Source organism: Methanosarcina sp. 2.H.A.1B.4 (assembly GCF_000979385.1).
In the GTDB taxonomy this organism is placed as follows: Archaea; Halobacteriota; Methanosarcinia; order Methanosarcinales; family Methanosarcinaceae; genus Methanosarcina.
Window position 1 is genome coordinate 17,360 of record NZ_JJOV01000011.1, and the last position, 23,182, is coordinate 40,541.

General features: G+C 44.9%; 20 protein-coding genes. 8 read left to right on the top strand and 12 right to left on the bottom strand.

The window, feature by feature from the left end:
* Positions 1 to 348: 348 nt before the first annotated feature.
* Positions 349 to 2,010, bottom strand: coding sequence for a dihydroxy-acid dehydratase (gene ilvD, locus EO92_RS02265; RefSeq protein ID WP_048168987.1), 1,662 nt, complete (start codon positions 2,008 to 2,010; stop codon positions 349 to 351).
* A 971-nt stretch (positions 2,011 to 2,981) separates the two neighbouring features.
* Between ilvD and EO92_RS02270 the strand changes: the two genes are divergently transcribed.
* The gene (locus EO92_RS02270; RefSeq protein ID WP_048168989.1) at positions 2,982 to 4,748 is read left to right on the top strand and encodes a PAS domain-containing protein; all 1,767 of its coding nucleotides are present in this window, start codon (positions 2,982 to 2,984) and stop codon (positions 4,746 to 4,748) included.
* Between the two features lie 219 nt (positions 4,749 to 4,967).
* A complete protein-coding gene (locus EO92_RS02275; protein ID WP_048163492.1) occupies positions 4,968 to 5,417 on the top strand; it encodes a flavodoxin domain-containing protein in 450 nt (149 codons plus the stop codon).
* 55 nt (positions 5,418 to 5,472) lie between these two features.
* On the opposite strand, the gene EO92_RS02280 is transcribed toward EO92_RS02275, so the two are convergent.
* From EO92_RS02280 to EO92_RS02295, 4 genes are all read right to left on the bottom strand, one after another.
* Positions 5,473 to 5,877 (bottom strand): hypothetical protein, encoded by a 405-nt coding sequence (locus tag EO92_RS02280; protein ID WP_156161355.1) that lies wholly within the window; start codon positions 5,875 to 5,877, stop codon positions 5,473 to 5,475.
* A gap of 264 nt (positions 5,878 to 6,141) precedes the next feature.
* A complete protein-coding gene (locus EO92_RS02285) occupies positions 6,142 to 6,855 on the bottom strand; it encodes a winged helix-turn-helix domain-containing protein (RefSeq protein WP_235283133.1) in 714 nt (237 codons plus the stop codon).
* Between the two features lie 675 nt (positions 6,856 to 7,530).
* On the bottom strand, positions 7,531 to 7,938 hold the full coding sequence (locus EO92_RS02290) for a DUF1699 family protein (RefSeq protein ID WP_048134979.1): 408 nt from the start codon (positions 7,936 to 7,938) through the stop codon (positions 7,531 to 7,533).
* A gap of 458 nt (positions 7,939 to 8,396) precedes the next feature.
* Positions 8,397 to 9,848 (bottom strand): rhodanese-like domain-containing protein, encoded by a 1,452-nt coding sequence (locus EO92_RS02295; protein WP_048168991.1) that lies wholly within the window; start codon positions 9,846 to 9,848, stop codon positions 8,397 to 8,399.
* A 307-nt stretch (positions 9,849 to 10,155) separates the two neighbouring features.
* Between EO92_RS02295 and EO92_RS02300 the strand changes: the two genes are divergently transcribed.
* The gene (locus EO92_RS02300) at positions 10,156 to 10,566 is read left to right on the top strand and encodes a DUF3303 domain-containing protein (protein WP_048168993.1); all 411 of its coding nucleotides are present in this window, start codon (positions 10,156 to 10,158) and stop codon (positions 10,564 to 10,566) included.
* 89 nt (positions 10,567 to 10,655) lie between these two features.
* Here EO92_RS02300 and EO92_RS02305 read toward each other — a convergent pair whose 3' ends face one another.
* Both EO92_RS02305 and EO92_RS18395 read right to left on the bottom strand, forming a co-directional pair.
* The gene (locus tag EO92_RS02305; protein WP_048163499.1) at positions 10,656 to 11,153 is read right to left on the bottom strand and encodes a GNAT family N-acetyltransferase; all 498 of its coding nucleotides are present in this window, start codon (positions 11,151 to 11,153) and stop codon (positions 10,656 to 10,658) included.
* A 206-nt stretch (positions 11,154 to 11,359) separates the two neighbouring features.
* Positions 11,360 to 11,581: a hypothetical protein gene (locus tag EO92_RS18395; protein WP_235283137.1), complete on the bottom strand. Its 222-nt coding sequence runs from the start codon at positions 11,579 to 11,581 to the stop codon at positions 11,360 to 11,362.
* Here EO92_RS18395 and EO92_RS02310 point away from each other — a divergent pair.
* The gene (locus EO92_RS02310; protein ID WP_235283134.1) at positions 11,564 to 12,343 is read left to right on the top strand and encodes a DUF2156 domain-containing protein; all 780 of its coding nucleotides are present in this window, start codon (positions 11,564 to 11,566) and stop codon (positions 12,341 to 12,343) included. The two genes, EO92_RS18395 and EO92_RS02310, sit on opposite strands and share 18 nt — an antisense overlap.
* A gap of 410 nt (positions 12,344 to 12,753) precedes the next feature.
* Here the strand turns inward: EO92_RS02310 and EO92_RS02315 are convergent, their stop codons facing one another.
* The 3 genes from EO92_RS02315 to radC form a co-directional block, all read right to left on the bottom strand.
* The gene (locus EO92_RS02315) at positions 12,754 to 14,460 is read right to left on the bottom strand and encodes an indolepyruvate ferredoxin oxidoreductase subunit alpha (RefSeq protein ID WP_048168997.1); all 1,707 of its coding nucleotides are present in this window, start codon (positions 14,458 to 14,460) and stop codon (positions 12,754 to 12,756) included.
* 73 nt (positions 14,461 to 14,533) lie between these two features.
* On the bottom strand, positions 14,534 to 15,499 hold the full coding sequence (gene mmp11, locus EO92_RS02320; protein ID WP_369793106.1) for a methanogenesis marker protein 11: 966 nt from the start codon (positions 15,497 to 15,499) through the stop codon (positions 14,534 to 14,536).
* Positions 15,500 to 15,887: 388 nt separating this feature from the next.
* Positions 15,888 to 16,577 carry a DNA repair protein RadC gene (gene radC / locus EO92_RS02325; RefSeq protein ID WP_048163534.1) on the bottom strand — a complete coding sequence of 230 codons (690 nt, stop codon included), beginning with the start codon at positions 16,575 to 16,577 and terminating at the stop codon, positions 15,888 to 15,890.
* A 420-nt stretch (positions 16,578 to 16,997) separates the two neighbouring features.
* On the opposite strand from radC, the gene EO92_RS02330 reads away from it, so the two are divergent.
* Positions 16,998 to 17,834, top strand: a complete 837-nt coding sequence (locus EO92_RS02330) for a molybdopterin synthase (protein WP_048169000.1) — start codon at positions 16,998 to 17,000, stop codon at positions 17,832 to 17,834.
* Between the two features lie 108 nt (positions 17,835 to 17,942).
* Positions 17,943 to 18,620: a molybdenum cofactor guanylyltransferase gene (locus EO92_RS02335; RefSeq protein ID WP_048163505.1), complete on the top strand. Its 678-nt coding sequence runs from the start codon at positions 17,943 to 17,945 to the stop codon at positions 18,618 to 18,620.
* Between the two features lie 553 nt (positions 18,621 to 19,173).
* Here EO92_RS02335 and EO92_RS02340 read toward each other — a convergent pair.
* Positions 19,174 to 19,683, bottom strand: coding sequence for a hypothetical protein (locus EO92_RS02340; RefSeq protein ID WP_052734240.1), 510 nt, complete (start codon positions 19,681 to 19,683; stop codon positions 19,174 to 19,176).
* A gap of 187 nt (positions 19,684 to 19,870) precedes the next feature.
* Here EO92_RS02340 and EO92_RS02345 point away from each other — a divergent pair, with 187 nt between their 5' ends.
* The gene (locus EO92_RS02345; protein WP_048169001.1) at positions 19,871 to 20,776 is read left to right on the top strand and encodes a hypothetical protein; all 906 of its coding nucleotides are present in this window, start codon (positions 19,871 to 19,873) and stop codon (positions 20,774 to 20,776) included.
* Between the two features lie 146 nt (positions 20,777 to 20,922).
* On the opposite strand, the gene EO92_RS02350 is transcribed toward EO92_RS02345, so the two are convergent.
* Positions 20,923 to 21,831 (bottom strand): TIGR00269 family protein, encoded by a 909-nt coding sequence (locus EO92_RS02350; RefSeq protein WP_048169003.1) that lies wholly within the window; start codon positions 21,829 to 21,831, stop codon positions 20,923 to 20,925.
* 512 nt (positions 21,832 to 22,343) lie between these two features.
* Between EO92_RS02350 and EO92_RS02355 the strand changes: the two genes are divergently transcribed.
* Positions 22,344 to 23,015, top strand: coding sequence for a pirin-like bicupin family protein (locus EO92_RS02355; RefSeq protein WP_052734241.1), 672 nt, complete (start codon positions 22,344 to 22,346; stop codon positions 23,013 to 23,015).
* Positions 23,016 to 23,182 lie beyond the last annotated feature (167 nt).

The following is a 23,182-nucleotide window of genomic DNA, read 5'->3' on the forward strand; positions in this document are numbered from 1 at the left end:
ATGGCAGGTATGAAGTTTAGCCGGGCGCCCGCAGATTGAACATAAACCCTCTACTTCCAGAATTTCAGCCTCCTGAATTTCTCAATAAAAAAATAGTTTTGAGTAAATGGTTTTGAATAAATGGTTCTGAATAAATGGTTTTGAGTAATTAAGGCTGCATAAAAGATAGTTTTGGGGCACTATAAACGTTTCCCGGAGGGCTGTATCTGGATACTTCTAAGGATGCTCTTCCAGCAGGTGCAGGTCAAAGATAGGGAAAACAATGAAATCCTGAAAGAAAATACCTGAATCCAAACAAAGAAGAAAAAGGAGGAAAAGACCTCCTTGAAAATAGAGTATTAAACGGTTTCAGTCCACTATCCCGCCAGTGTTTGCGGAATGGACGGAACGCTGGTACCTGGCAAGGTAACCTGTGACTTCCTTTTTCGGGGGCACAAAGGCAGCTTTCCGCTTCTGGAGCTCTTCTTCAGAGACTTTCAGGTTCAGGACCCTTTCAGGAATGTTGATTTCTATAAGGTCCCCCTCTTTTACGAGACCTATTGGTCCCCCTTCACTGGCTTCAGGAGAGACGTGCCCTATACATGGTCCGCGAGTCCCTCCAGAGAAACGCCCATCAGTGATCAGAGCCACGGACTCGAGCAGACCCATACCTCCAATTGCGGCTGTGGCTGCAAGCATTTCGCGCATTCCGGGTCCTCCTTTGGGGCCTTCATAACGGATAACGATAATGTCTCCGGGCTTCACATCCCCTGCAAGAATGCTCTGCATGGCGTCTTCTTCACAATCATACACTCTTGCAGGGCCTGTATGGACACGCATCCTGGGGTCAACTGCGGTTTGCTTTACAACCGAGCCATCAGGGGCAAGGCTGCCTTTGAGAACTACAATTCCTCCTTCGGCATGGACTGGATTCTCAAGGGTTGTAATGATCTCCTTATTCAGCTTCGGGTTAACTATGTCAAGCTCATTCAGGTTTTCCCCGATAGTTTTACCGTTAACTGTAAGCTGGTCAAGGTGGAGTTTTGAAGCAAGCCTCTGCATGACTGCCTCGACCCCGCCTGCCCTGTCAAAGTGCAGCATGAAATTCGGGCCGCCGGGTCTGAGGGAAATCAGATGGGGGGTTGTCCTGCTCAATTCGTCGAAGGCCTCAAGGGGCAGCTCAAGCCCGAACTCATGGGCAAGGGCAGGAAGGTGCAGGGTAGTATTTGTGCTTCCTCCGACTGCCATATCAACCATTATGGCGTTCTCAAAGGACCTTTGAGTAACAATCTTTCTTGGGGTGATGTTCTCTTTTACAAGCTCTACAATGCGCTCTCCGGATTCCTTGGCAATGCGCGTCTTTTTTGCATCCACCGCATGGGCAGTTGCGCAGCCAGGAAGGCTCAGCCCGAGGGCTTCAGTCATGCACGCCATTGTGTTTGCAGTAAACATTCCGGCACAGGACCCTGCCCCTGCACAGGAAAGATCTTCAAGCCTTTTAAGCTCGGCTTCGGAAATTTTGCCTGCCCTGTAGGCTCCGACCCCTTCAAAGACTGAGATAAGGTCAGTGTATTTATCGTCCACGTATCCCGGAAGCATTGGCCCTCCGGTCACAACAATGGCAGGGATATCAAGCCTGCCTGCTGCCATAAGGTGTCCTGGTACGATCTTATCACAGGTAGGGATTAGGACCATACCGTCAAACTGGTGGGCTCTGACCATCAGTTCGATCGTGTCCTCTATAACCTCCCTGCTTGGGAGGGAATATTTCATACCCTCATGCCCCATTGCAATCCCGTCGCAGACCCCTATGGTATGGAACTCAAAAGGAACTCCCCCAGCATTCCTGATTCCGGCTTTCACAGCCTCAGCAAGTTTATTCAGGTGAATGTGGCCAGGAATGATGTCATTCCAGGAATTAACAACTGCTATGAACGGCTTCTTCATTTCAGAATCCGTAACCCCCGTTGCTTTGAGGAGGGAACGGTTGGCGGCGCGTTCAGGCCCCTCTTTGATGATGTCGCTTCTCATTGCAAGTCTCCTTATGATCTCGATATTGAAAACTATCAGTGTAATTCGTTATAATGTATAGATAGGAAAAAACTTCATAGTATAAACAGGTTGGGGAAGAAAAAGCTGTAAAAAAGTCACAGAGAAAAATACTGAAAATCTATAAAACTTATAGAAGGGTTGGTAATAAAAGTTCAGAAAACGGCAACTGAAGAAGGATGGAGCAAAAAACATCGGTAAAAGTGTTTTCTGGAAAGAATGATACCTGCCTTCTGGCAATAGAAGGATAAAATCTGGAAAAAAATCTCCGTTTGAACCATTAAAACCGAGAGATAATATCACAAAAAGGCAATTTATATAATAGTATCCAAATATTTATATAGCCGGTCAGGGATTTTGAATTTAGCATAGTGAACGGATCTGCCCTGGACTACATCTATAAGATCACATCCAAGCAACACACCACAAAAAACTACATCTACAAGATCACATCCAAGCAACACACCACAAAAAATTTAACTACAACAGGGTCGCACCCGTTCACCAGATTATTTTTCTCACTTATACATCCTTTTTCCTTTCTTTTTCCTTTCTTTTTCCTTTCTTTTAAAACCCACAGTTTTATTTCAGATCACGCGGGTTCACAGTTTTCTCCAGCCGATCATTTTTGGTGATGTGGTGATGGAGTTCTACTGGCTGGCAAAGACAGTTTTGAGAGAACCAGGAGATTTATGAATGAATAGTTTTCAACTTTACAGAGTGCAGCTAAACTGGAAAAAGAGATTCCGGGATCAAAAAGACTGATATTCGATAAAAACACAATTATAGAATAGAAAGCGGACAGAAAATTACAGGCAAACTTGTCGACGGCAAATCTACAGATCGGTAAATTCGAATGCAGACGAATTTGCGATCAGGCATACCGACAGTTTCCAACGCATTATCCCGGAAGAAGCTATTGAAAACATCCCTGTGCAGGCGGTTAGAAGATAATGGACAGCGAGACTTCTGAAAACAGAGAAGAACCGGATACTTATCCCCATGTAGCAGATGCTGCAAATGGCGAAAGGGGAAAAGCTCTTCATGCAGCTCTGGAAAGAGAAGAAGCCCTGAAAACTATAATCAATAACAGCCCTGCAGTGGTATTTCTCTGGAAAAACGAAGAAAAGTGGCCTGCGGAATTTGTTTCCAAAAATGTGGGGAACTTTGGGTATACGGTAGAGGATTTTATCTCGGGCAGGGTACTGTACGGGGACATTATACACCCTAATGACCTTGGAAAAGTTGAAGAGGAACTTGAAAAAAGAATTAAGAATGGAGCTCCGGATTTCAATATGGAATACAGGATAATTACAAAAGCCGGAGACCTGCGCTGGGTAAACGAAAGGACCTTCATCCAGAGAAACCCGGAAGGAGAGGTAACCCACTTTCAGGGAGTGGTTCTCGACATTACCGAGCGGAAGAAAAGTGAAGAAAAACTGGATAAAGTCCTTAAGATTCAGAAACTGTTGAAAACAATAATCAACAACAGCCCGGCAGTGGTATTTCTGTGGAGGGATGAAAACTACTGGCCTGCAGCTTTTGTCTCGGAGAATGTGATACAGTTTGGATATACAGTTGACGATTTTCTATCACAGAAAATCCTGTACGGAAAGATAATACATCCCGATGACCTGAAAAAGGTTGAAGAAGAACTCGAAAGACACGTCCAGAAAGGGGAAGTAAGCTTTAATTCAGAATACAGGATTTTTACAAAAGCCGGAGACCTGCGCTGGGTAAACGAAAGGACTTTTATCCAGAGAGAAGGAGATGGAAACGTAACCGGTTTTCAGGGGATAGTGCTGGACATAACCCCCCGGAAAAAAATTGAAGAAGCCCTGAGAAAATCTCTCGAAATGCAGAAACTGCTGAAAACGATAATCAACAAAAGCTCAGCAGTAGCTTTCCTGTGGAAAACTGTGGAAAACTGGCCTGTAGAGTTCGTTTCAGAAAATGTAACGCAGTTTGGATATACTGTAGAAGACTTCACATCGGGTAGAATCCTTTACGGAGACATAATTCATAAAGAGGACATCAATTCGGTCTCTGAAAACCTTGCACACTCAATTCGAGAAGGGTGTGACTCTTTTGAGATGGAGTATAGAATTTTCACCGCAGATGGCAATATTCGCTGGGTTGAAGAGAGAACGTATATCAAGCGAAATAAGGAGGGTATCCCGGTTCACTTTCAAGGAATAATTGTTGATGTTACCGAAAGAAAAGAAGCACAGGAAATGCTCGAGATTCAGCGAGAACTCGGGATGTCCCTGAGTAACACCTGGAACCTCCAGACCATGCTTTCCCGTATCCTTGATGCCTGCCTGAAAATAAAAGAGATCGATGCCGGAGGCATATACCTGAAAGACGAGCTTCTGGACCAGATTAACCTGGTGGCGCACAGAGGGCTCTCCTCCGAATTTGTGAAAAGTGTTTCTGCATACAGGGCAGACTCCCCGGAAGCAAAGCAGGTCTGGATCGAGAAACCCATTTATAAACTGGACTTTTTTGCTGAAGAGATGGCAGATCTGCTAAGGAAAGAAAAGATCACTACAGTTGCAGTAATCCCTATGAAGCACAGGGGAGAGATAATAGGCAGCCTGAACTTTGCTTCCCATACTGTGGACACGATTCCCCAGAACGTCCGCGATTTTCTCGAGAGCGTTGCCCTCCAGGTAGTTACCCATATAGCCCCTATCCGCATAGAGGCAGACCTTTTATAAAGGCAACCAATCTGAAGCTCGAACTATATCAGGACGACGAAACCCTTATTTAAAATAATTTTTATAAATAATGCTGGATTGGGGAGCGAGGAAAGCCCCAGGGTTACGCCTTCAAGCTCTGAGCTTTAGATACGCAACTGCCGGTTTTTGCTCTCATTTTTCCGGGGTTTGCATTATCAGACTTTATCAGACTTTATTAGATCGCTAGGGGGATACAGGTTGAAAGCAATAGTAGTTTATCTCAGTACCTCAGGGAATACAAAAGCTATGGCCGAGGCAATAGGGAACGGGATTGAGTCAAAGAATGTGGATGTAAAGGTTGTCAGTTTCTATGATGTAAAGCCCGAAGAGCTCAATGAAGCAGAAGCAATTGCAGTTGGCTCTTCGACGTTTTACTACAAAATGCTGCTGCCCATGGAAAAGTTCATGGATGAAACCCTTGTTTCCACAAGCCCACAGGGCAAGATCGGAGCTGCTTTCGGGTCTTACGGGTGGAGCGGAGAAGCACCCATATTGATAGCCGAAAAAATGCGGGAAATGGGAATGAGTGTTGTGGACCCCGTACTCCGGATCCTTCATAAGCCCACAGACAAGGACCTGCAGGAATGCAAACGGCTCGGAATTGACATTGCAGAAAAACTGAAGCATAAAAGCAAAAAGGCAGAGTAACAAAAGCAGCAATAAAATAAACCAGCCTGGACTGTTAAAAAATGAGTGGCCTGAATTATTTCATGGCCATTTCCACTCGTTTCCTGAATTCATCAGGGCTTTCAGAAACCAGTACAACAGTCCTGAAAAAACCATTATCTTTTCTGATTGCTACAGCTTTTGCGTGTTTTCCCGCAAAAATTAGCCTGCGCCCCTGTATTCTGACGCCCCACCCCATATACCAGGGGAATTTGTCCATGATCTCCACAGAGCTGATATCTGAAAAGGGAATGTTGTACCTGAATGGTGGAAAAACTGCAACCACGCTATCGGAAGTTATCAGGAATCTCATGCCAAAAAAGCTCCACATTGCAGCAAGGTAAATGAGAAGGATAAGAGGCAGAGCGTACTTTTCCTCAGGATCAGTACCAAAGCCAAAAAGCCCTGTGAGAGAAAACATGTAAAATACCAGGATAAGCAACAGACCTGCAAAATTAAGCAATCTTATTTGTTTACCGTAGGCTGCCCTCTGTTCGTAAAAACCTATTATGATACTACCTCCTGTTTGAAAGGATTTACAATGTTTCTATGCCGAGTTTTTCGGTATAAAGTATTTGCATAAGTAGTAGAGGTATTTGTATAAGTAGTAGAGGTATTTGTATAAGTAGTAGAGGTATTTGTATAAGTAGTAGAGGTATTTGTATAAGTAGTCCTGTACAGTATATTTTTATGGCCAGAGTTTTAATTATTCCGGGGGAATTTCAGTAACAGGGGTCGAATCCAGCAGTAGCTCGTTGAAAAGTTCGGTACCCAGGTGCCTGGAAGAGGGTTCGTAGCATATAAGGCTCTCTCTTTCAAAGTGCTTCTGATTCTTCGGGAAAAGAGATATCAGGAAAAACTTATCACTAACGGCAAGATTTGCAATCTTCAGTTCTCCCGAATACCGGAAAAATTTCACATTATCAAGAGACATCATAATTCGGAAGTCCTCCATATAGTCAGTATAGTACCGCTGAAGAACGGACTCCGACATTAGAAAAGAGAATTCAACTCCCTTTTTTGCAAGCTCCTGGCAGAGATAAATCATAGGCTGATGAAAGTAGGCTATGGCTTCAAGAACATGGCTGGACTTGGACAGATTTTCCACAACTTCCGGGTCGAGTTCGAACATGCGGTCCATGTCAGGCTGGATCAATTTACATTTACCAAGTTCTCCCAGCCTCTTCCGAAAAGAAGAAGGTGTCCCCTGCAGGTCCTTTTCCGACCAGTACTCAAAGTTATCTTCAAAAAGTTCTATAGTGCTGACAAGGGGCTGCATTTTTTCAACGAGAACCTTTCCTATCAGAGAAAGAATATAGGTTTTGTCCTCCTGAACAACCAGGGACATATCTTTTAATTTTTTAATCTGGGGAAGGATGGAAGTGGAAGTTGCCTGAAGGGCTTCCGTAATTTCATCCATATTTTTGGGTCCACTTTTCAGAAAAAGCAATAACTTTTTTCGCTTATCGGAAAGAAAAATCAGCTCTATAAGTTCCAGTTTCACCCTTCAGTCTCCTATTAGTGTTATAATAACTAAAAAAAATTACAGGTAAGACTAAAAAGATTACAGCCGCCTAAAATATATAAGTTATTACCTTCCCTCGCCCAACTTACCTGGGAAAAAAGCAGAGTCTTTTAATAAGTCCGGATTAATTAGATAAAACATTCGCAAAAAGTTTAAACTTGATTCAGAAAAACTATAAAAAACTGTTAAATAAATATTACTATGTTGAAGTTGACGTGTCGAAGTTGACGGGTTGTATCCCACCATTAAAATGGCGGGGATTAGCCCTTATTGCTCCTAAAAAAGATTTTTGAAAATTAAACATTTACAGGAAAAACTGATGGAGTCTCCCCGGAGTCCCCCTGACCTGATAGCTTTCGCTAGATAGATGTTCACTATTATCTCAAGTCAGGGTACCTTCCAGAGTCCTTAAACTTAAAGTTTTAAGCTGGAGATTGTATCGCAAACAAGGGTTCTTGAAAAATTTTGAATATTTCAACATTACCTTATCTGCATTGAAGAGGATACGAAAATCCTGTAGGAAAATCCTGTAGGAAAATCCTGTAGGAAAATCCTGTCCCGATAAGATTTTCAGGCAGGGGCTTCCTTGGTCAGGATATAAGCAATCATTTCAGGGTTCAGCTTGCTTTCCCTTGAAACCTTTTCTTCGATTCTCTCAGCAGGTGTACCCTCCATCTTCAGTTCTCTTATCTTTTCAATCACTGAGGACGGGATACTGTAATATTCATTAATGTCTTTCCTGTGCCCCCAGACATCTCCTTCGATAAGCTGGATTCTCTGCATCTCAAGGAACATTTCTATGGACTTTGAGACTGTGCGCCTGTAAGATTTAGGAAGCTGTATTACCTCAATCTTCGGACAGGTTTCCACCAGTGCAAAGATGTCCTTGTTCGAAGGCCTGAAGGCAAGATGAACAACGCGCTCATTAGGGTTAAGTGTAAAAATTTCTTCCCTGGAACTAACTACTCTAATTTTCATTATGTCTTCCCCCACTATAAAGTTCTTTTTTGTTTTTACCTCATTATAAACTACTTATACTTATTATAAATATTTATCTACCACGCCCGTTAATTTTTAGACAGTTTTATTTATTTTCAGCCCCTTATATTAATTCTAAAAGTGACAGGTAAATATCGGAAAGGAAATAAAAACAGGACTGAAGTATTCGGAATCAAGAGATCTTCAAACCTTCCGGTGAGCCTCCCTGAGGAGGAAAAACAAGAAAAAAACGCAATTGAGAGAATTAATTAAAACCATCCGGTAAAATCCGGAGTCCATGAATTATTATTTTCAGGAGCTTGCCCTTTAACTTGCTATACAGTTCAACAGATGCCCTGCCCTCAAAAATTACAGGATACGCGGCAGGGAAGTCTCAGAAAGTTCTTCATCAGACGCCACAGGAACCGGGAAGAGCGGCTTAATAAAGGAAATAACGCTCATATATTCTTCACTTTCTGGAAGACCTCTGCCTCTTTCCGGCCTGCTTTTCCAGCCCAGGAAAGAGCACACATCGGACACTCAGGTCCGAAACCCGCAGCGTTGTATCCGGTCATTCCGCCTGCAGTGTTATTCACCCTGGAAAATCCGTGTTTTTTGAGAATGCTGCACCCCATACCTGACCTGTGGCCTGTGCTGCAAATTACTGCATATTCGGCTTCAGGGTCAAGTTCCATGTGCCTTTCCCTCAGTTCCTGAACCGGAATATTTACTGCATGTTCTATATGGAAACTCTCATACTCGGAAGGAACCCTGACATCTAAAATTACAGGAGGGTTTTTACTTTGGACCCCTTCATAGAGCTCAGGAATCGATAGCTGTGGCACATGGGCGGCCCTTAATCCGGCAGTTACCCAGGCAAACATTTCCCCTGACAGAAAACCGACAATACTGTCAAGCCCAACCCTGCACAGCCAGACCGCAGATTTCCTTGCATTTTCCTCACTATCTGAGACGAGCAGGATCTGCTTATCCGGAGGCAGGAGCCAGCCTGCGTAGGTAGCAAAGTTGCTCCGGAGGTCGATACACCAGGAACCGGGGACATGCTCTCCTCCGAAACTTTCGTAATGGCGGGTGTCAAGAATTGCTGTATCCCCCCTTCCGGCAAATTTGAAAAACTCCCCCGGGGGGATCTCCCTGAGAGGCGGAATTTCTTTGAGTTTTGTGGGCCCTTTCCGGTTGACTTCGGTGCAACGGCTAAAATGGTCCGGCGCGGGAGGCATATTTGTTGTAAGGTTTTCTATGAACCCTTCCCTATCAGGGATCCGGAGAGCATAGTTGTATTTGCGTTCATATCCGATTGTACTCGAACGTTTGGCTCCCATAGCCCTTCCGCAGAGAGAGCCTTCCCCATGTGCAGGATAGACCTCACAGGAGTCGGGAAGGGAAAGCAGTTTTTTGTGCAGGCTGTCGTAAAGCATGGAAGCCAGTTCCCTGGCTTTTCCGGGGAAAAGGTCTGGTCTGCCCACATCCCCGACAAAAAGTACATCCCCGCAAAAAACAGCAGCCGGATCAGGACCTCGGGAAGTCTCCGAAACCACATAGCAGATGTGTTCAGGGGTATGCCCCGGCGTTTCCAGTATCCTTACAATCGTGTCCTCGATTTCAAACGTATTCCCTTCAACGAGCCCTACATGTTCAAACTCACAGTTAGCAGCTTTCGGGGCGTAGATAGGTGCTCCCGTAAGCTCAGCAAGATCCATATGCCCGGAGACAAAATCTGCGTGCAGATGGGTCTCCAGGATGTGAGTAATTTTCAGGCCCCTGGATTTTGCCTCTTTGATATAGACATCCATATCCCTTTGCGGGTCAATGACCGCACAGCTTTGCTTCCCTGCAAGAATATATGAACTGTGTGCTATGCCCCTCACAAAAAATGGAGTTATTTGCATACAATTTTCCCCCATAGACAGGTCGGCAACGTACCGAAAATTCTGTAAAATATGATTGCCTCCGTATCATAAAAGATTATCTTTTAGATCAGGAAGGTGGAATTCTCCAGATAATTACGTGATTTTTCAGGAGAGATCCTATTTCAGGTCTTTTTCCGAACCTTTTTTTCTGAACATTTCTTCCTGAAAGTTTATGCCCATTTGAAGAGAAACAATACTAAACTTTGCTAAATATATTTTTGAATCCGCTTCAAGTTAGATTGAATAGGATTTGGACCCATATTTAATCTAGGGGGTGTCAGGCACAATGTTATTGATGGATATCGTAACCTGGGAGCCGAAAGACTCTGAAAAGGTCAAGAACTGCTACATGAACTACGAATACCCGAAGGGCTTGAAAGTAATCGACGAGTGGGTAGACCTTACAGGCTACCGCATGTTCCTGATTTATGAGGCTGACGATGAGAAGGCTTATGCGGCTGCAAACCTTCCATTTATAGGGCTCTGCAGGTTCGAGACCTTCCCGGTCATGAAGGCAGAAAAGTACATGCAGATGGCCCAGGAACTTGCTGAAAAATCGGGAGGGAAAGGAGTTGAAGCTGCGGCACTGGGGGAAGGAGCCGGAGGAGAAGAAATCCTGACTCAAATAGAGAACCTTGAAAAGAGAATCTACCGCCTGGAACACCACTCTTTTATCCAGCAAGAAGACACGACCTGAACCCCTGATGCGTAATCGGGGAAGGGGGTCATATTTCAAGAGCTGGGCATCAAAGGGGCGGAGAGGAGAGTAAGTAAACTCTCTCAAGCTTATTTTTCAAGCGCATCTTCGAATTTTTCCGCACCCATCCTGTAAATGTGCCAGCCGTCAACAGGCCCGGCCCCAAAGTATTCGTAGAACTCCCTTGCAGGGTTCCAGTCAAGCACTGTCCACTCCATTCTCCCGCAGTTCCTTTCTTTTGCAAGCTTTACGCAGTGCAGAAACATTGCTTTTCCGATTCCTTTTCCCCGGAACTCGGGTTTCACAAAAATATCTTCAATATAGAGCCCCTGCTTTCCTACAAAGGTGGAGAAGTTGTGGAAAAAGACCGTAAAACCCGCAGGCACCCCATCGAGTTCGGCAAAGAAAACTTCGGCATAGGGCCTTTCCCCGAACAGGGACTCTGTCAGGGTCTCTTCGGTGGCTGTGACCAGGTAGGAGAGATTTTCGAACTCGGCAATCCCTTTTATGAATTCAAGAATTAGAGAGGCGTCCTCTTTTTGTGCAGTGCGGATATTCAAACCGGGTTTTATCTCAGTTTCAGCCATTTTTATTCCTTCCATTTTAGTACTTTTTTTAAATTGATCAGTTAACATAATACTAATAAGTTTGAAGCGGTTCATTTACTCGATTTCACTATTCAGGGGCGTAAGTCCTGTTAGATTGAAGATAGTATTTTAATGTAATTTGTAGAAGTAAGTGTAAATATAGAAGCAAGCCTCATCCATTTAAATTCTAATGGATAAAAGATTATTTAGCAAAATTTTATTATTTGGAGATTAATTAACTGGCCGTACATGGTTTTTGTTAATTCAAATAAATTTAAAGCCAAATCAGAGTCTTGTTTAAAATGCTTTGTCAAGAAGATTTCAAACCGGTCACTCTTACCGACAGGGGCTTTTTCGAGCGTCATTACGCGCTTTACCCCCAAACCCACAGCAGCAACACGTTCACGAATATGGTCTGCTGGAACCATTTTACACCGTACAGGTACGCGTACGTGAACGGAAATGTGATTATTTCGTGCACCACCGAAGGAGTTACCCGGTTCCACCCGCCGATCGGCCCCCGGGACCCTGCTCTTATGCGTGCGCTTATACGGCTGGCACTGGATGTGAGCGACGATACTCCCCTCGTGCTCATCGATCCGGATACTGCGAGGTGGATGCAGGGGCTCGATCCCGGGCTCGTGCTGGTGCCGGACCGGAACAACTTCGAGTATGTGTACAGAGCTGCCGACCTTGCTGAACTCCCGGGAAAGAAATACCTCAAAATCCGCAGCCATCTCAACAGGTTCCGGAAAAATTGCCTGAACACTGTCGAGCCGATAACATCCCAAAACCTGGAAGAGGTGATGGAATTCCTGAAAAAGTGGTGTGAGTGGAAGGGGTGCAAGAAAAATATAGTCCTTGCCAACGAAATAGAGGCAGCCCTCTATGCAGTAGAGCATTTCTCCGAACTTCCCCTGAGGGGCCTTTTGATCCGGGTCGATTCAGAGATTGGCGCCTTCTCCCTCTTTGAACTCCTCAACGCGGATACGGCGCTCATCCATTTCGAGAAAGGGCTGCCAGACTGCGAAGGGATCTATAAGGCTATCAATGAGGAAACTGCAGCGGTTCTTGCTGGCGAGGTGGAGTACATCAACAGGGAGAGCGACCTCGGCGTCGGCGGCCTCAGAGAAGCAAAAATGCGATACTACCCGCACCACATGGTCGAAGTATATTCGCTCAAACGTTGAGCTACCCGAGTTTCGCTTCCCGAGTTTCGCTTCCCGAGTTTCGCTTCGGGAGCACGAGGTCTGTTTCGCTTCGCTCAAGCAGACTAATTTAGAGAGCTTTCTGACCTATAAAGCATCATTCGCTGTTTTGAGTCGTTTTTGTCACGCTCGACGAAGGAGAGCGGTCTTACGAAAAAAGAAGAAGAAACGAAAAAAGAAGAAACAAAAAAACACACATGAATTCTTAGAATAACAGGCACAGATTCTAAAATAAGTTGAAAGTACTTTCATGCCAATAAGTTGAAAGTACTTTCATGCCAAGAAGAGAAAAGCTGCAAAATAAAACCGGCAGAAAAATCTGTATTTGAATCTATTAATCGATTCAGGTACATCAAAAGTTAAAGCTAGTTAAAATTAAAGAGCCCTATGCCTCAATATTTTCTACACCGGCCTTTTATAAAAATAACTGAAATTCCCGGAAGGGCGAGTTTTTCCAGGATCAGGTCCGAAAGTTCTGAACCGGGAGTCAGCTTTTTTCCTTCCTTTTCCATCTCCTTTACTGTTTCCTGCCCGGTATTACTTTCACCCTCTTTTTCTCTGTCTCCGCTTTCTTTTCCTTCTTCTCCATCTTCTACATCTAAATCAAAAAAAGACACATCAGGCACTATAGCTTCCACCACTTTCCTGAGTTCAGGGACTTTCTGCCCTCCTGTCATGGCTGCGACTTCGTTCTGGAGCACAAGCACAAGCACTTCATAACCTTCGCTTGCGGCATTTAAGAGCCCGAGGATGCCGGAATGTGCAAGGGCAAAGTCTCCGATTACGGCTATGCCTTTTTTCTCAAAGCCGCAGGCAACCGAGATTGCCGAGCCCAGGGCAAAGCTAACATCAACTGCAGCAAGGGGTTCGGATGCGCTCCGGACCGAACATCCCATGTCTCCGGCGACCTGAATGTCAAGTATGCGGAGAAAATGGTAAAGGGGGAGATAGGGGCAATCTTCGCAGATTGAAGCCCTGCCTTTCTTTCTGGATTCAATAAGTTTGAAATCCGCAGGTCTTGAAACCTTATCTTCTTCGATATGCTCAAGGGCAAACTCGATATCTTCAAGCATTATTTGCCCGTATGGGAGGTGTCCCGTCTTTTTGCCGCAGACATTGCCTGAAATCCGGATCTGCTCTTCTATGAAGGGTTCTGACTCTTCAGCTACCAGTACTCTCCGGTTATTTTTAAGGAAATTTCCGATTTTCTGCAGAGGAAGGGGATTTACAAGGTTGAGGACAAGATGAGAAACTCCGGGATAGCAGCCTGATTTTTTCAGGGTATCTTCCACAATTGAAGCCGCAAAACCCGAGGAGATAATTCCAATCCATTCGACTCCTTTAATCCGTTCGACTCCTTTCTGTTCAGAAGTCTGTGCTTCCGCTTCGATCTCTTGAGTTCCTTCTTTAATTTCGTTAAGGTCAGTCTTTTCGGCTTCTGCTTCAAGTACCGGATAAACTTTAGAATGGAAATGCTGGTGTTTTTCCACCATCCGGAGTCCCCAGATAGAACGGTCAAACCCGGGGTGGACAGTTGAAGACGCAGGAAGGCGCCGGACTTTTCCTTTACTCTTCTCCAGACCTGCGGTTACCCTTAGAATTACCGGAACACGGGTTTCTTCAGAAAGTTCGTAAGCCCGCCTGAGAGTCCTGTATGCAGCATCGGGGTCAGCCGGATCAAATACCGCAACTTCAGCTATCCGGCCATACCAGCGGGAGTCCTGCTCATTCTGAGAACCTTTCACACCCGGGTCGTCTCCTGCAATGATTACCAGACCTGCGCCTATAGTGTGCGTAACCGAGGTTATAAGGGGGTCGGAAAGCAGATTCATCCCAACGTGTTTTACAAGCACAAGAGCCCTTTTGCCTGAAACCGACGCTCCGAGTGCTATCTCCAGCGCAACTTTCTCGTTTGTAAGCCATCTGGCTCTATAAGTTGGACTGTGTGCGTTGGTTGATGGGTTATCTGTTTTCAAAAAAAGTTCCATCAGGGAGGTAACAGGATATCCGGGGACTCCTGTTATAAGTGTAACATCACTGTCAATGGCTGCAAGATAAAGGGCTTCAAACCCGTTACATAGTGCTGCTTCTTCTTTCAAGTTGACCCCCCGTCCGGGAATTATAAGAGTTTCGGTAGATTCCGGTACCGTTAAATTAGTTTTTAATTAGTTTTTAATTAGTTTTTTCCAGGCTCATTGGCTTTATCTCGGTTCCAGGGACAATAGATTCTTCGGGTCTTCCGAACCAGGGCAGGGAGGCAAGAGCACCTATTACCCCGTTGCCGTCAAGCAGGACTTCCACATTATTTTCTTCAGCGCAGCGCAGGGTGTCTGCCTTCGAGACCCTTTCGGTCCGGCAGCGGTTGCTGTATGAATAAAGCCCTTTTGCATAAAAATCAGATAGTACTACAAGCCCTGTTTCTCTGGACGCGCTGTATTTTTCAAGGGCTTTTTTAAAAGAGTCTACGAGCTTTGACTTCGCTTTTTCGTCCACACAGCCGAATTCCAGGACCGTTGACATACAGTTCTGGGTCTTTTCCGGGACAGGGAAGAGCTGGACAAGGGCATGGGATAGGTAAACGGCTTCCTGGCAGTCCAGTTCCTTTGCGATGTTGTGGGTCAGGGTCCAGGTGGCTCCGATATCCTTTGAATCGGTGTCATCTATGCCTATAAGGACGCGGTCCCTGCGGGGAACCACAACTGCCCCCTTAGCACAGCGCTCTCCTCCGGATTCGGAAATCCTGTAGCTCAGAACTCCGTCTGCAAGTGCTCTGCAGCGGGTTGCACCAACACCCCCGCCTCCCAGCCCTGCATAAGTGATCTCCACTTCGTCCCCCTGCACGATCACGGATTCTATGCCTGCGGCTGCAACCGAGGGTTTGAGTTCGAGTTTTGAGGTCCCGGTTTTCATAAAATAGCGGATCATATTTCCCGTTGAACGGGCTTTCAGGATAAGAGGAGCTTTTGCATAATGGTAAAGGGACCAGGCTGCCCCGCTATAGCAGTTGGAGTGTTCAATTATCTCCGCATACTCGTTTTTCGCGTCACAGACCGCATAAATGCCCCGGTAAGGCACAGTATAGGGGTCGTCTAGAGTAATTTCCTCAGTCTGTCTGTTATCCAGTGCACAGGCGTTTATATGTTTTGTAATGCCGAAGACCTCCTTTTTACGGGGGATAGAAAGTGGGAGGATTAATTTGTTTGATCGAAATGCCCATTTCCTGTAGATATATATAGGTATCGTAGGTTTAGCAAGTTGAATAAGATAGATGTTTGCCGGGTAAACCGGAGTCGAATATAAACATCTAACAATACAAGTATCTAACTGTATTATCTCAATTACAATGAATTTTTCAATAATTTCCTGCCAGCACCATACTGGCCCGGTCAACTAAGGCTTTCATTTGAGAGGCCACACCTGTAGAATAATACTGGGGAACCAGGAATAATTCCATCTGAAACCGCCATTTTTGCAAAAAACTCATTAAAAAAAATCATCTGTAATGACACATTGTTTATTTTTGTTTTTACCTTACAAAGCCCTCATCTTTGAGGCTCACGTACCTGCCGTCTCCTATGATTATGTGGTCAAGGATGTCGATCCCAAGGAGCTTTCCTCCTTCAACAAGTTTTTCAGTAACCATTATGTCCTCCCTGCTCGGGCTGGGGTCTCCTGAGGGATGGTTATGGACCATGATCACCGATGCTGAGGATTCAAGAAGAGCCAACTTAAAAACCTCACGCGGGTGCACGATGCTGGCGTTCAGGCTGCCTATGGATACTACTTCTTCTTTAAGGATCTGGTTTTTTGTATCAAGATACAGTGTTATAAATTTTTCTTTTTTTTGTTCGCGCATTTTAGGATACATCAGGGTATAGACGTCCTTTGGAGAACCAATTTTCCTTTTTGGCTCTTCCACAAAAGTCTCAAGCCGCCTTGCAAGTTCGAAAACTGCAGCTATCTGGGTAGCCTTTGCTTTTCCAATCCCATTGACCTGTGTAAGCTTTGAAACATTTGCAAGGCTGAGTTGTTTGATGCTGTATTCCGATAATATCCGGTTGCACAGGCTGACAACATTCTCTTCCCTTGACCCTGTCCTCAGGACTATCCCCAGCAGTTCAGCGTTTGAAAGGGACTCCGGCCCGTTCTTAATGAGCCGCTCCCTGGGACGCTCTTCCTCAGGAATGTCATGAATCCTTATTTTTGTAACTTCCATATTCCATCCCCCCTCTTCCATCCTGACCGAACAGGTACTCATTACTGGCACTCCTGTTGTATACAGAGCGACTAAACTGTGCAGAGCATTAAACTGTGCAGAGCACTAAACTGTGCAGAGCACTAAACTGTGCAGAGCAACTAAACTGTGCAGAGCACTAAACTGTGCAGAGCATTAAACTGTGCCCTTATGGGCAGTAACTGTTCGGGCTGACAGTAAGTTATATTAGTAACAGTTATTATTGACCGTTTTAATATTTGAATCTTTTCGGGTATAGGCCAGTTTGTCTAAAAAAACAAATGTGTATTAGTAATTGGGAGCGCGTGAATAATCTCTCGACATTCAAATGGTTATTTTTAAACCGATACGGTGAAAAGATGCCGACCCTTACTTATACCGGTAAGTCCATAAGGCTCTTTGATGAAGGTCATTTCTGTTGTAGGGTATAAGAAATCGGGTAAGACAGCCCTTGTTTCAGCCCTGGTCCGGGAACTTTCCGGGTTTGGGGCAGTAGGTACTGTAAAGCACATGGGAGAACAGCGCCTCAACCCCGGGGAAACCGATACTGGCAGACACTTTGATGCTGGGGCTGACACGGTAATAGGAATTACAGGCTCTGAACTTGTCAGTTTTTCCAGAGACTCCGACCTTGAAGATGCCCTTGATATGCTCTGCGACCGGGGGCTTGATTTTGCGGTTGTGGAAGGGTTTAAGGAAAGCAATCTCCCTAAATTCGTACTTGGCGACCTTGAAGGAGTCTCCAACGTCGTTATGAGACTTCCGGAAAACTCCGATATTCATGAGGAACTTAGAGCCTCTCTGGTCGGAATGGCCCTTGCCCAGCCTGACCGCTACACCCTGGACGCGCTTATCAAGAAAGCCAGGAAAAATCCGTCCATCCGGAAAGCAGGAGCAATCGGCACATTTACCGGCATCGTCCGCGAGCTTGCAGGAGAGGAGAAGACAGCCCGGCTCGAGTTTGAGAAATACGAGCCTGAAGCCTCAAAGGCCCTGGACAAAATCCGTGATGAAATAAAGCAAAAAGAAGGCATCCTCGAAGTCCTGATCCACCACAAAACAGGCGTCATCGAAGCCGGAGAAGACATAGTCTACATCGTGATCGCATCCGCCCACAGGACCGAACTTTTCCCGGCCCTCAGCGAAGCCATCGAGAGGGTGAAAGCCGAAGCTCCGATCTGGAAAAAGGAGTTCACGGAAAAAGAAGAGTTCTGGGTCCACGACCGGGAACACGCCTGAAGGGAAAAAATATAACAATAAAAAAAGAAAAAGCAGAAAAAAAAGAAGAAAAGAAGAGCCGATTAAAAACGAGAAGCTAAGAGCAACAAAAACCGGGACGGAAATTGAATGAGCGGAAAAACAGAACTTAAACCGGGGAGAACAAAAACCAGAAGTGCAATCGTCCTTGCAGGCGGAAGGGGACGCCGGATGGGTATGGTCGAAAAAGCCCTCCTCGAATTTGAAGGAAAAACCATCCTCGAACGCCTGCTTGAAAACCTCTTCCGGGTTGTGGACGAGGTAATCCTCTCGGTCCGAGACAGTGCTCAGAAAGAAAAACTCCTCCCTGTGCTTGAAAAATTCCCTTCCCGTGAAATCCGTTTCTGTTTTGATTCCAAAGAGGATGCCGGTCCCCTTGAAGGCATCCGGGCAGGGCTGCTTGAATCATGGTCAGAGTACTCTTTTGTCTGCGCCGGAGATATGCCCTTTGTAAATGTTAGGGTTGTAGACCTGCTGTTTGAAAAAGCAGAAGGTAATGATGCTGCTCTCCCGAAGTGGGAGGAGGAGAGAATGTATGAGCCTCTGCATGCAGTTTATTCCAGAAAACTGATTCCTGAAATCAAAAAAGCCTTTGAAAGAGGTAAACATTCAGTGCTTGCGCCGGTTTTTGAAATGCAGGATGTTGTTTTTGTTGAGGTTTCGGAAATTCGGGAATTTGATCCTGAATTGAGGACTTTTGCGAATATTAATACGGTTGAAGATCTTGAGAATATGATCGGATCTGCGATGGAAAAAGTGAAATTGTAATAAAATCCCAGTTAACCGTTGTTGATCTGTTTTCTAATTACCGAAATAGCCTGATTAGCATCTCAAACCGTTCATTTCCCGCGCTTTGCGCGGCTTTTCCGCGATTTATGTTACAAAATAGAAAATTATTTAGCTGACAACCCTCTCTATTTTTCAAATTCAATTATTTTTTTATGCAGGGACTTCAAAGAAAAATCTATACTGAAGAAACTCTGCTAGAAAAAAAATCGTAGTGTTGTTTCAGTGAATCCCACATTTTGTGGTGTGGGGTTGGACCTTGGTGGAATTGTTAAATTATATCTTAAACGGAAAAGGCGGCAGTCTTGAAAATACGGTAATTCGGGCTGCTGTCACACAAAAAAAGTTAGATTAACCGCGAAGTTGGAATGTTCCGGTTTTTACTTTTTTGTTTATGCATTTTTTTGAGAAAGCCGGTCGCCTTCGACGACCGGTGAGAGCCTGGGGTGTTTCGAGCCGATTCACTCCGGTGGTTCTGGCTGAATGACGAAAAAATGGATTCTTATTTTTATGCTGACATTTTCACTTAATTTCTTTACTGGTGGGCATCCTCTATCTCAAACTTTACATTGCGCTTTTCAAGTTCTTTTATAATCTCTTCCATAAACACACCCGGTCCCGGGGCGTGGCTGTGGTGGAATTCTTTTACTTTTCCGGGCTCGCCGCCGACGCTTGTGATTTCCACGGCGCAGGAGGGGCTTTTCGGGATGCCGATTATCCTGACGTTTGTGCCGTTTGTTGCGAGGTCTTCGAGGAGATCGGCAAGGGGAGTGAAGATTTTCCGGCAGAAGCGCCTGTAGGAGGGGTGTTCGAGCTGGTCTTTCGTGATTTCCCGGCGCCTCATTCCGAAGTACATGGCTTCGGGGCAGGGGAGCTGGATCACGTTCATTCCTTTTGCGTCAACAGGGGTAGCCGGTTTTACGCCTTTGATCCTTGCAAGGGGGTTAAGCAGACAGTGGCCAACGACAACAACTTCATCCATGGTGTCGCTTGTTTCGGATTTTCCGTGGACAGGTGAAATTTCGTAATATTCCAGTTTTTTCATATAATCACTTACTGCGTTTGTTTATTTAGTTTTTTCCTGAATAAGAGATTATATATTTATCTTCTGCATATGTATCCGAAAATGGTATCTGTAAGCCTTCATACCAGCCCGATTTTTACAATAAGTAAAAGCGGAATTCCAGGAGGCAGGCAGGAACACTGCCTTTATAAGCGGAAGGTCATTTCACATGCATGAAGATTTTGGAACAACACTTAATAGAGGCTTCAAGACCTGGACCAGGAATTTAAACATTTGTATTCCATTTATCCTTAATTTTTTTGTTAGTTTAATTGTTTATGTCTTTTTCTTTGGTTTAATGGGTTTCCTGCTCTTTGCCTCAAACACAGGAAGCATAGCTGACCCTTCTACTCTTCCTCCCGCAGAACTTTATAAAATGCTCTGGGAAGGGTTTAGGGACAACATGGCAATCTCGGTGCTGGCAATTATCGTTTTTTCCCTGCTTGGCATGTTCTTACAGGCATTTTTCACAGCAGGGGCAATCGGGATGGCAAAAAAGGCTTCTGAAACCGGAGATACCGTACTATCCGATATGTTCAGGTCCGGTTCGAAAAACGCTTTCAGGCTTTTCCTCACAAGCCTGCTGGTCACCATGATGCTTCTTGCGGGCATTGTATTCATAGTGCCTGGAGCCCTTACAATCGGGGACCTGAGCGGTCTGATAATGAATCCGGAAGCAGTTGTGGAAGGTATGGGAGCACTCGCGATAGGAATACTTGTATGGGGAATCTATAGCCTGACCATAAATATCGTACTTTCCCTTGCCCCTTACGCCCTCGTGATCGACGAACTTGATCCTCTTGACGCTCTAAAAACAGGATACAGGTTTTTCAAGAAGAATAAACTCGATGTTTTCTTAATCTGGATAATTACCGTCGGGCTGGCTTTAGCCAATGGTCTTCTCGGGGAGCTTCTGGGTTCGGAAAACACTCTGATCTCAGGAATTACATATATCATCCCGCTGCTCGTACTGCAGCCGCTTACTGCTGTCCTGTGGACGCGCCTTTACCTGGCCGGGGAGGAAAGGGAGCTTTATAATCATTATGACCTGCTTTCCGATCCGGATGGGTTCTAAAAGGCTCCTGAAATCCACACTTTTTTCGATTTATTTCTTTCCTATTTTCTTTTTTATTTATTCTGCTGCCTATATTTTCTGCTTTCTTTTCTGCGTTCTTTTCTGCTTTCTTTTCTGCTTTCTTTTCTTTTCTTTTCTGCTTTTATTCAGGTCCTGCCGAGCAGTTTACACGCCTGGCAGAGATCTTCGGTGCAGGTATCCCCGCAGATCCTGCACTTATCGATTTTTGCAGGAGGGAGCTCCTTTGCAAGGGCTCCTACGAGTTTGTCAAAGCCGCGGAGAAGGGAATACTTGGTGCCGGGATGGTTTTTCTCAAAGCTGTTTAACAGTTCCCTGATTTCCCCTCGAAGGGCTTCTCCTGCATACGGGCACTCGCTGAAATCCACAGGCAGGGAGTTTATCAGGGCATAGAGTGCCACTTCCTTTTCAGGAATATTCCGCAGGGGTTTTGCCCTCATTACGAGCCCTTCGATTGCTGCAGAAGGAGCAAGCCTGACCATTCGTTCCATATCTCCCCTGAAGTGGTTGAGGAGAATGGTCTGGGCTTCATCGTCCAGGTTGTGCCCTGTTACCAGTTTCGTTGCCCCTATTTCAAGCGCTGCCCTGTTAAGGACGCTTTTCCTGAGAACTCCGCAGTAGCTGCATGTACCTTTTTCCCGATCCATTACAGCCAGTTCGTCCATTGTAACCCCATGTTCGTCTCTAAAAGACTTTATGATGTGCCGGACTCCGAGCGTTTCTGTAAGCTGTTTTGCAAGTTCAAGGGAGTGGGGACGATATCCGTGTATGCCCTCGTCGACTGAAACTGCCACAATCTGAATATCAGGCCTATCCCCCAGAATCTTATGCATTATATAGAGAGCAACTGAGCTGTCCTTTCCCCCGCTCAGAGCAACGGCTATTACATCATTTTTCTTGATGTTGTACTCTTTCCGGATTGTCAGCTTGATTTTCCTTTCAACGTCCTCTATAAAATGTCTTTTGCAGAGATGCATACCGGAGTATTTTTGAAAAATAACAGCTTCATGGTTACATTTTTTACATTTAATTGTCATTTGAAATCCTTTTGAAATCCTTTTTTTCTACTTATGAATAATCTGGAAAAAACGGGAAATACATATGTACAGGGCACATTTATAAGTAGTCGCATGTATTTAGAGGGATTTAGAGAGATTTAAGAGTATTTAGGGGGATTTAGAGAGATTTAAGAATATTTAGAGGGATTTAAGAGTATTTAGAGATATTTAGGAGCATTTTAAATAATTTTTCGTTGACATGAAGAATTTTAATTGTGACAGGCTGCTTTAGGAAAGGGACACCTCGTATATATGGTTTTTTACGTGCCTTTTGGAGAAGCCTGAGTATTTTTTATCTGCCTCAGAAAGCTTCATCAACTTAATTCCTAAACTATGTTTCCAAAAGGTATATCCTTTTCAGCAATCAAACCTTACTTATTACTCAGTATTCAAATAATTACAGGGGAAATAGGAAAGGGGGCTTCTTTATAATAAGAATCATTCCGGCAGAAACCAGGCATCTTGAGGATTCCGGATGGCTGAAGAGTTACATGCTTTTTTCTTTTTCAAATTATTATGATCCGGATAATGTCCGGTTCGGAAGCCTGCGCGTTTTTAATGATGACACTGTGCAGCAAGGCAAAGGTTTTTCAACTCACCCGCACTCCGAGATGGAAATTATATCGGTTGTGCTTGAAGGGGAGATAACGCATGAAGACAATATGGGGAATAAAGGAGTCCTTGGGAAAGGAGAGGTGCAGTGCATTACCGCAGGTACCGGAATACAGCATTCTGAGCTGAACACAGGAAAGGAACCTCTACATTTTTACAAGATCTGGATTTTACCCTCAGGAAGCCGCCTTGAGCCTGCATACTCGCAGAAAAAATTCGAGGAATCGGAGTGGAAAAACCAGTTACTTGCCCTTGCTTCAGGTCAGGGTTTTGAGCACGCCCTGAAGATAAATGCCGATGCAACAATTTTCCGATCCTTTCTCGAAAAGGGGAACATTATCCACTTTAATTCACAGGAAAAACGCTGCATTTTTATTTACATTTCAGCCGGTGAGCTCTCTGTCAATGGCCAGAGGATAGGACAGGGAGATCAGGCTCGCATTGACCTGGAACAGGCTATCCATATGGAAGCTGTTTCTTCCGGCACGCCTGCAGAATTTTTCCTTATTGATGTTCCCCGGCAAGGGTCCAAAAAACAGGCAAAAAGGTGAAAGCAGCTGAAAAAAGAGATTCTTTCAGGTAAAGAGAAGCACTCTCTGGAACAGCGGCATGAATCGAAGCCGGATAAGTTCTTTTGAGTAAGAGAAAATATCATAGAACAAAAAATAGATTGGAAAAATCCTGGGAATAAAGCAAAAAGACCGAAAAGAGGGGATGA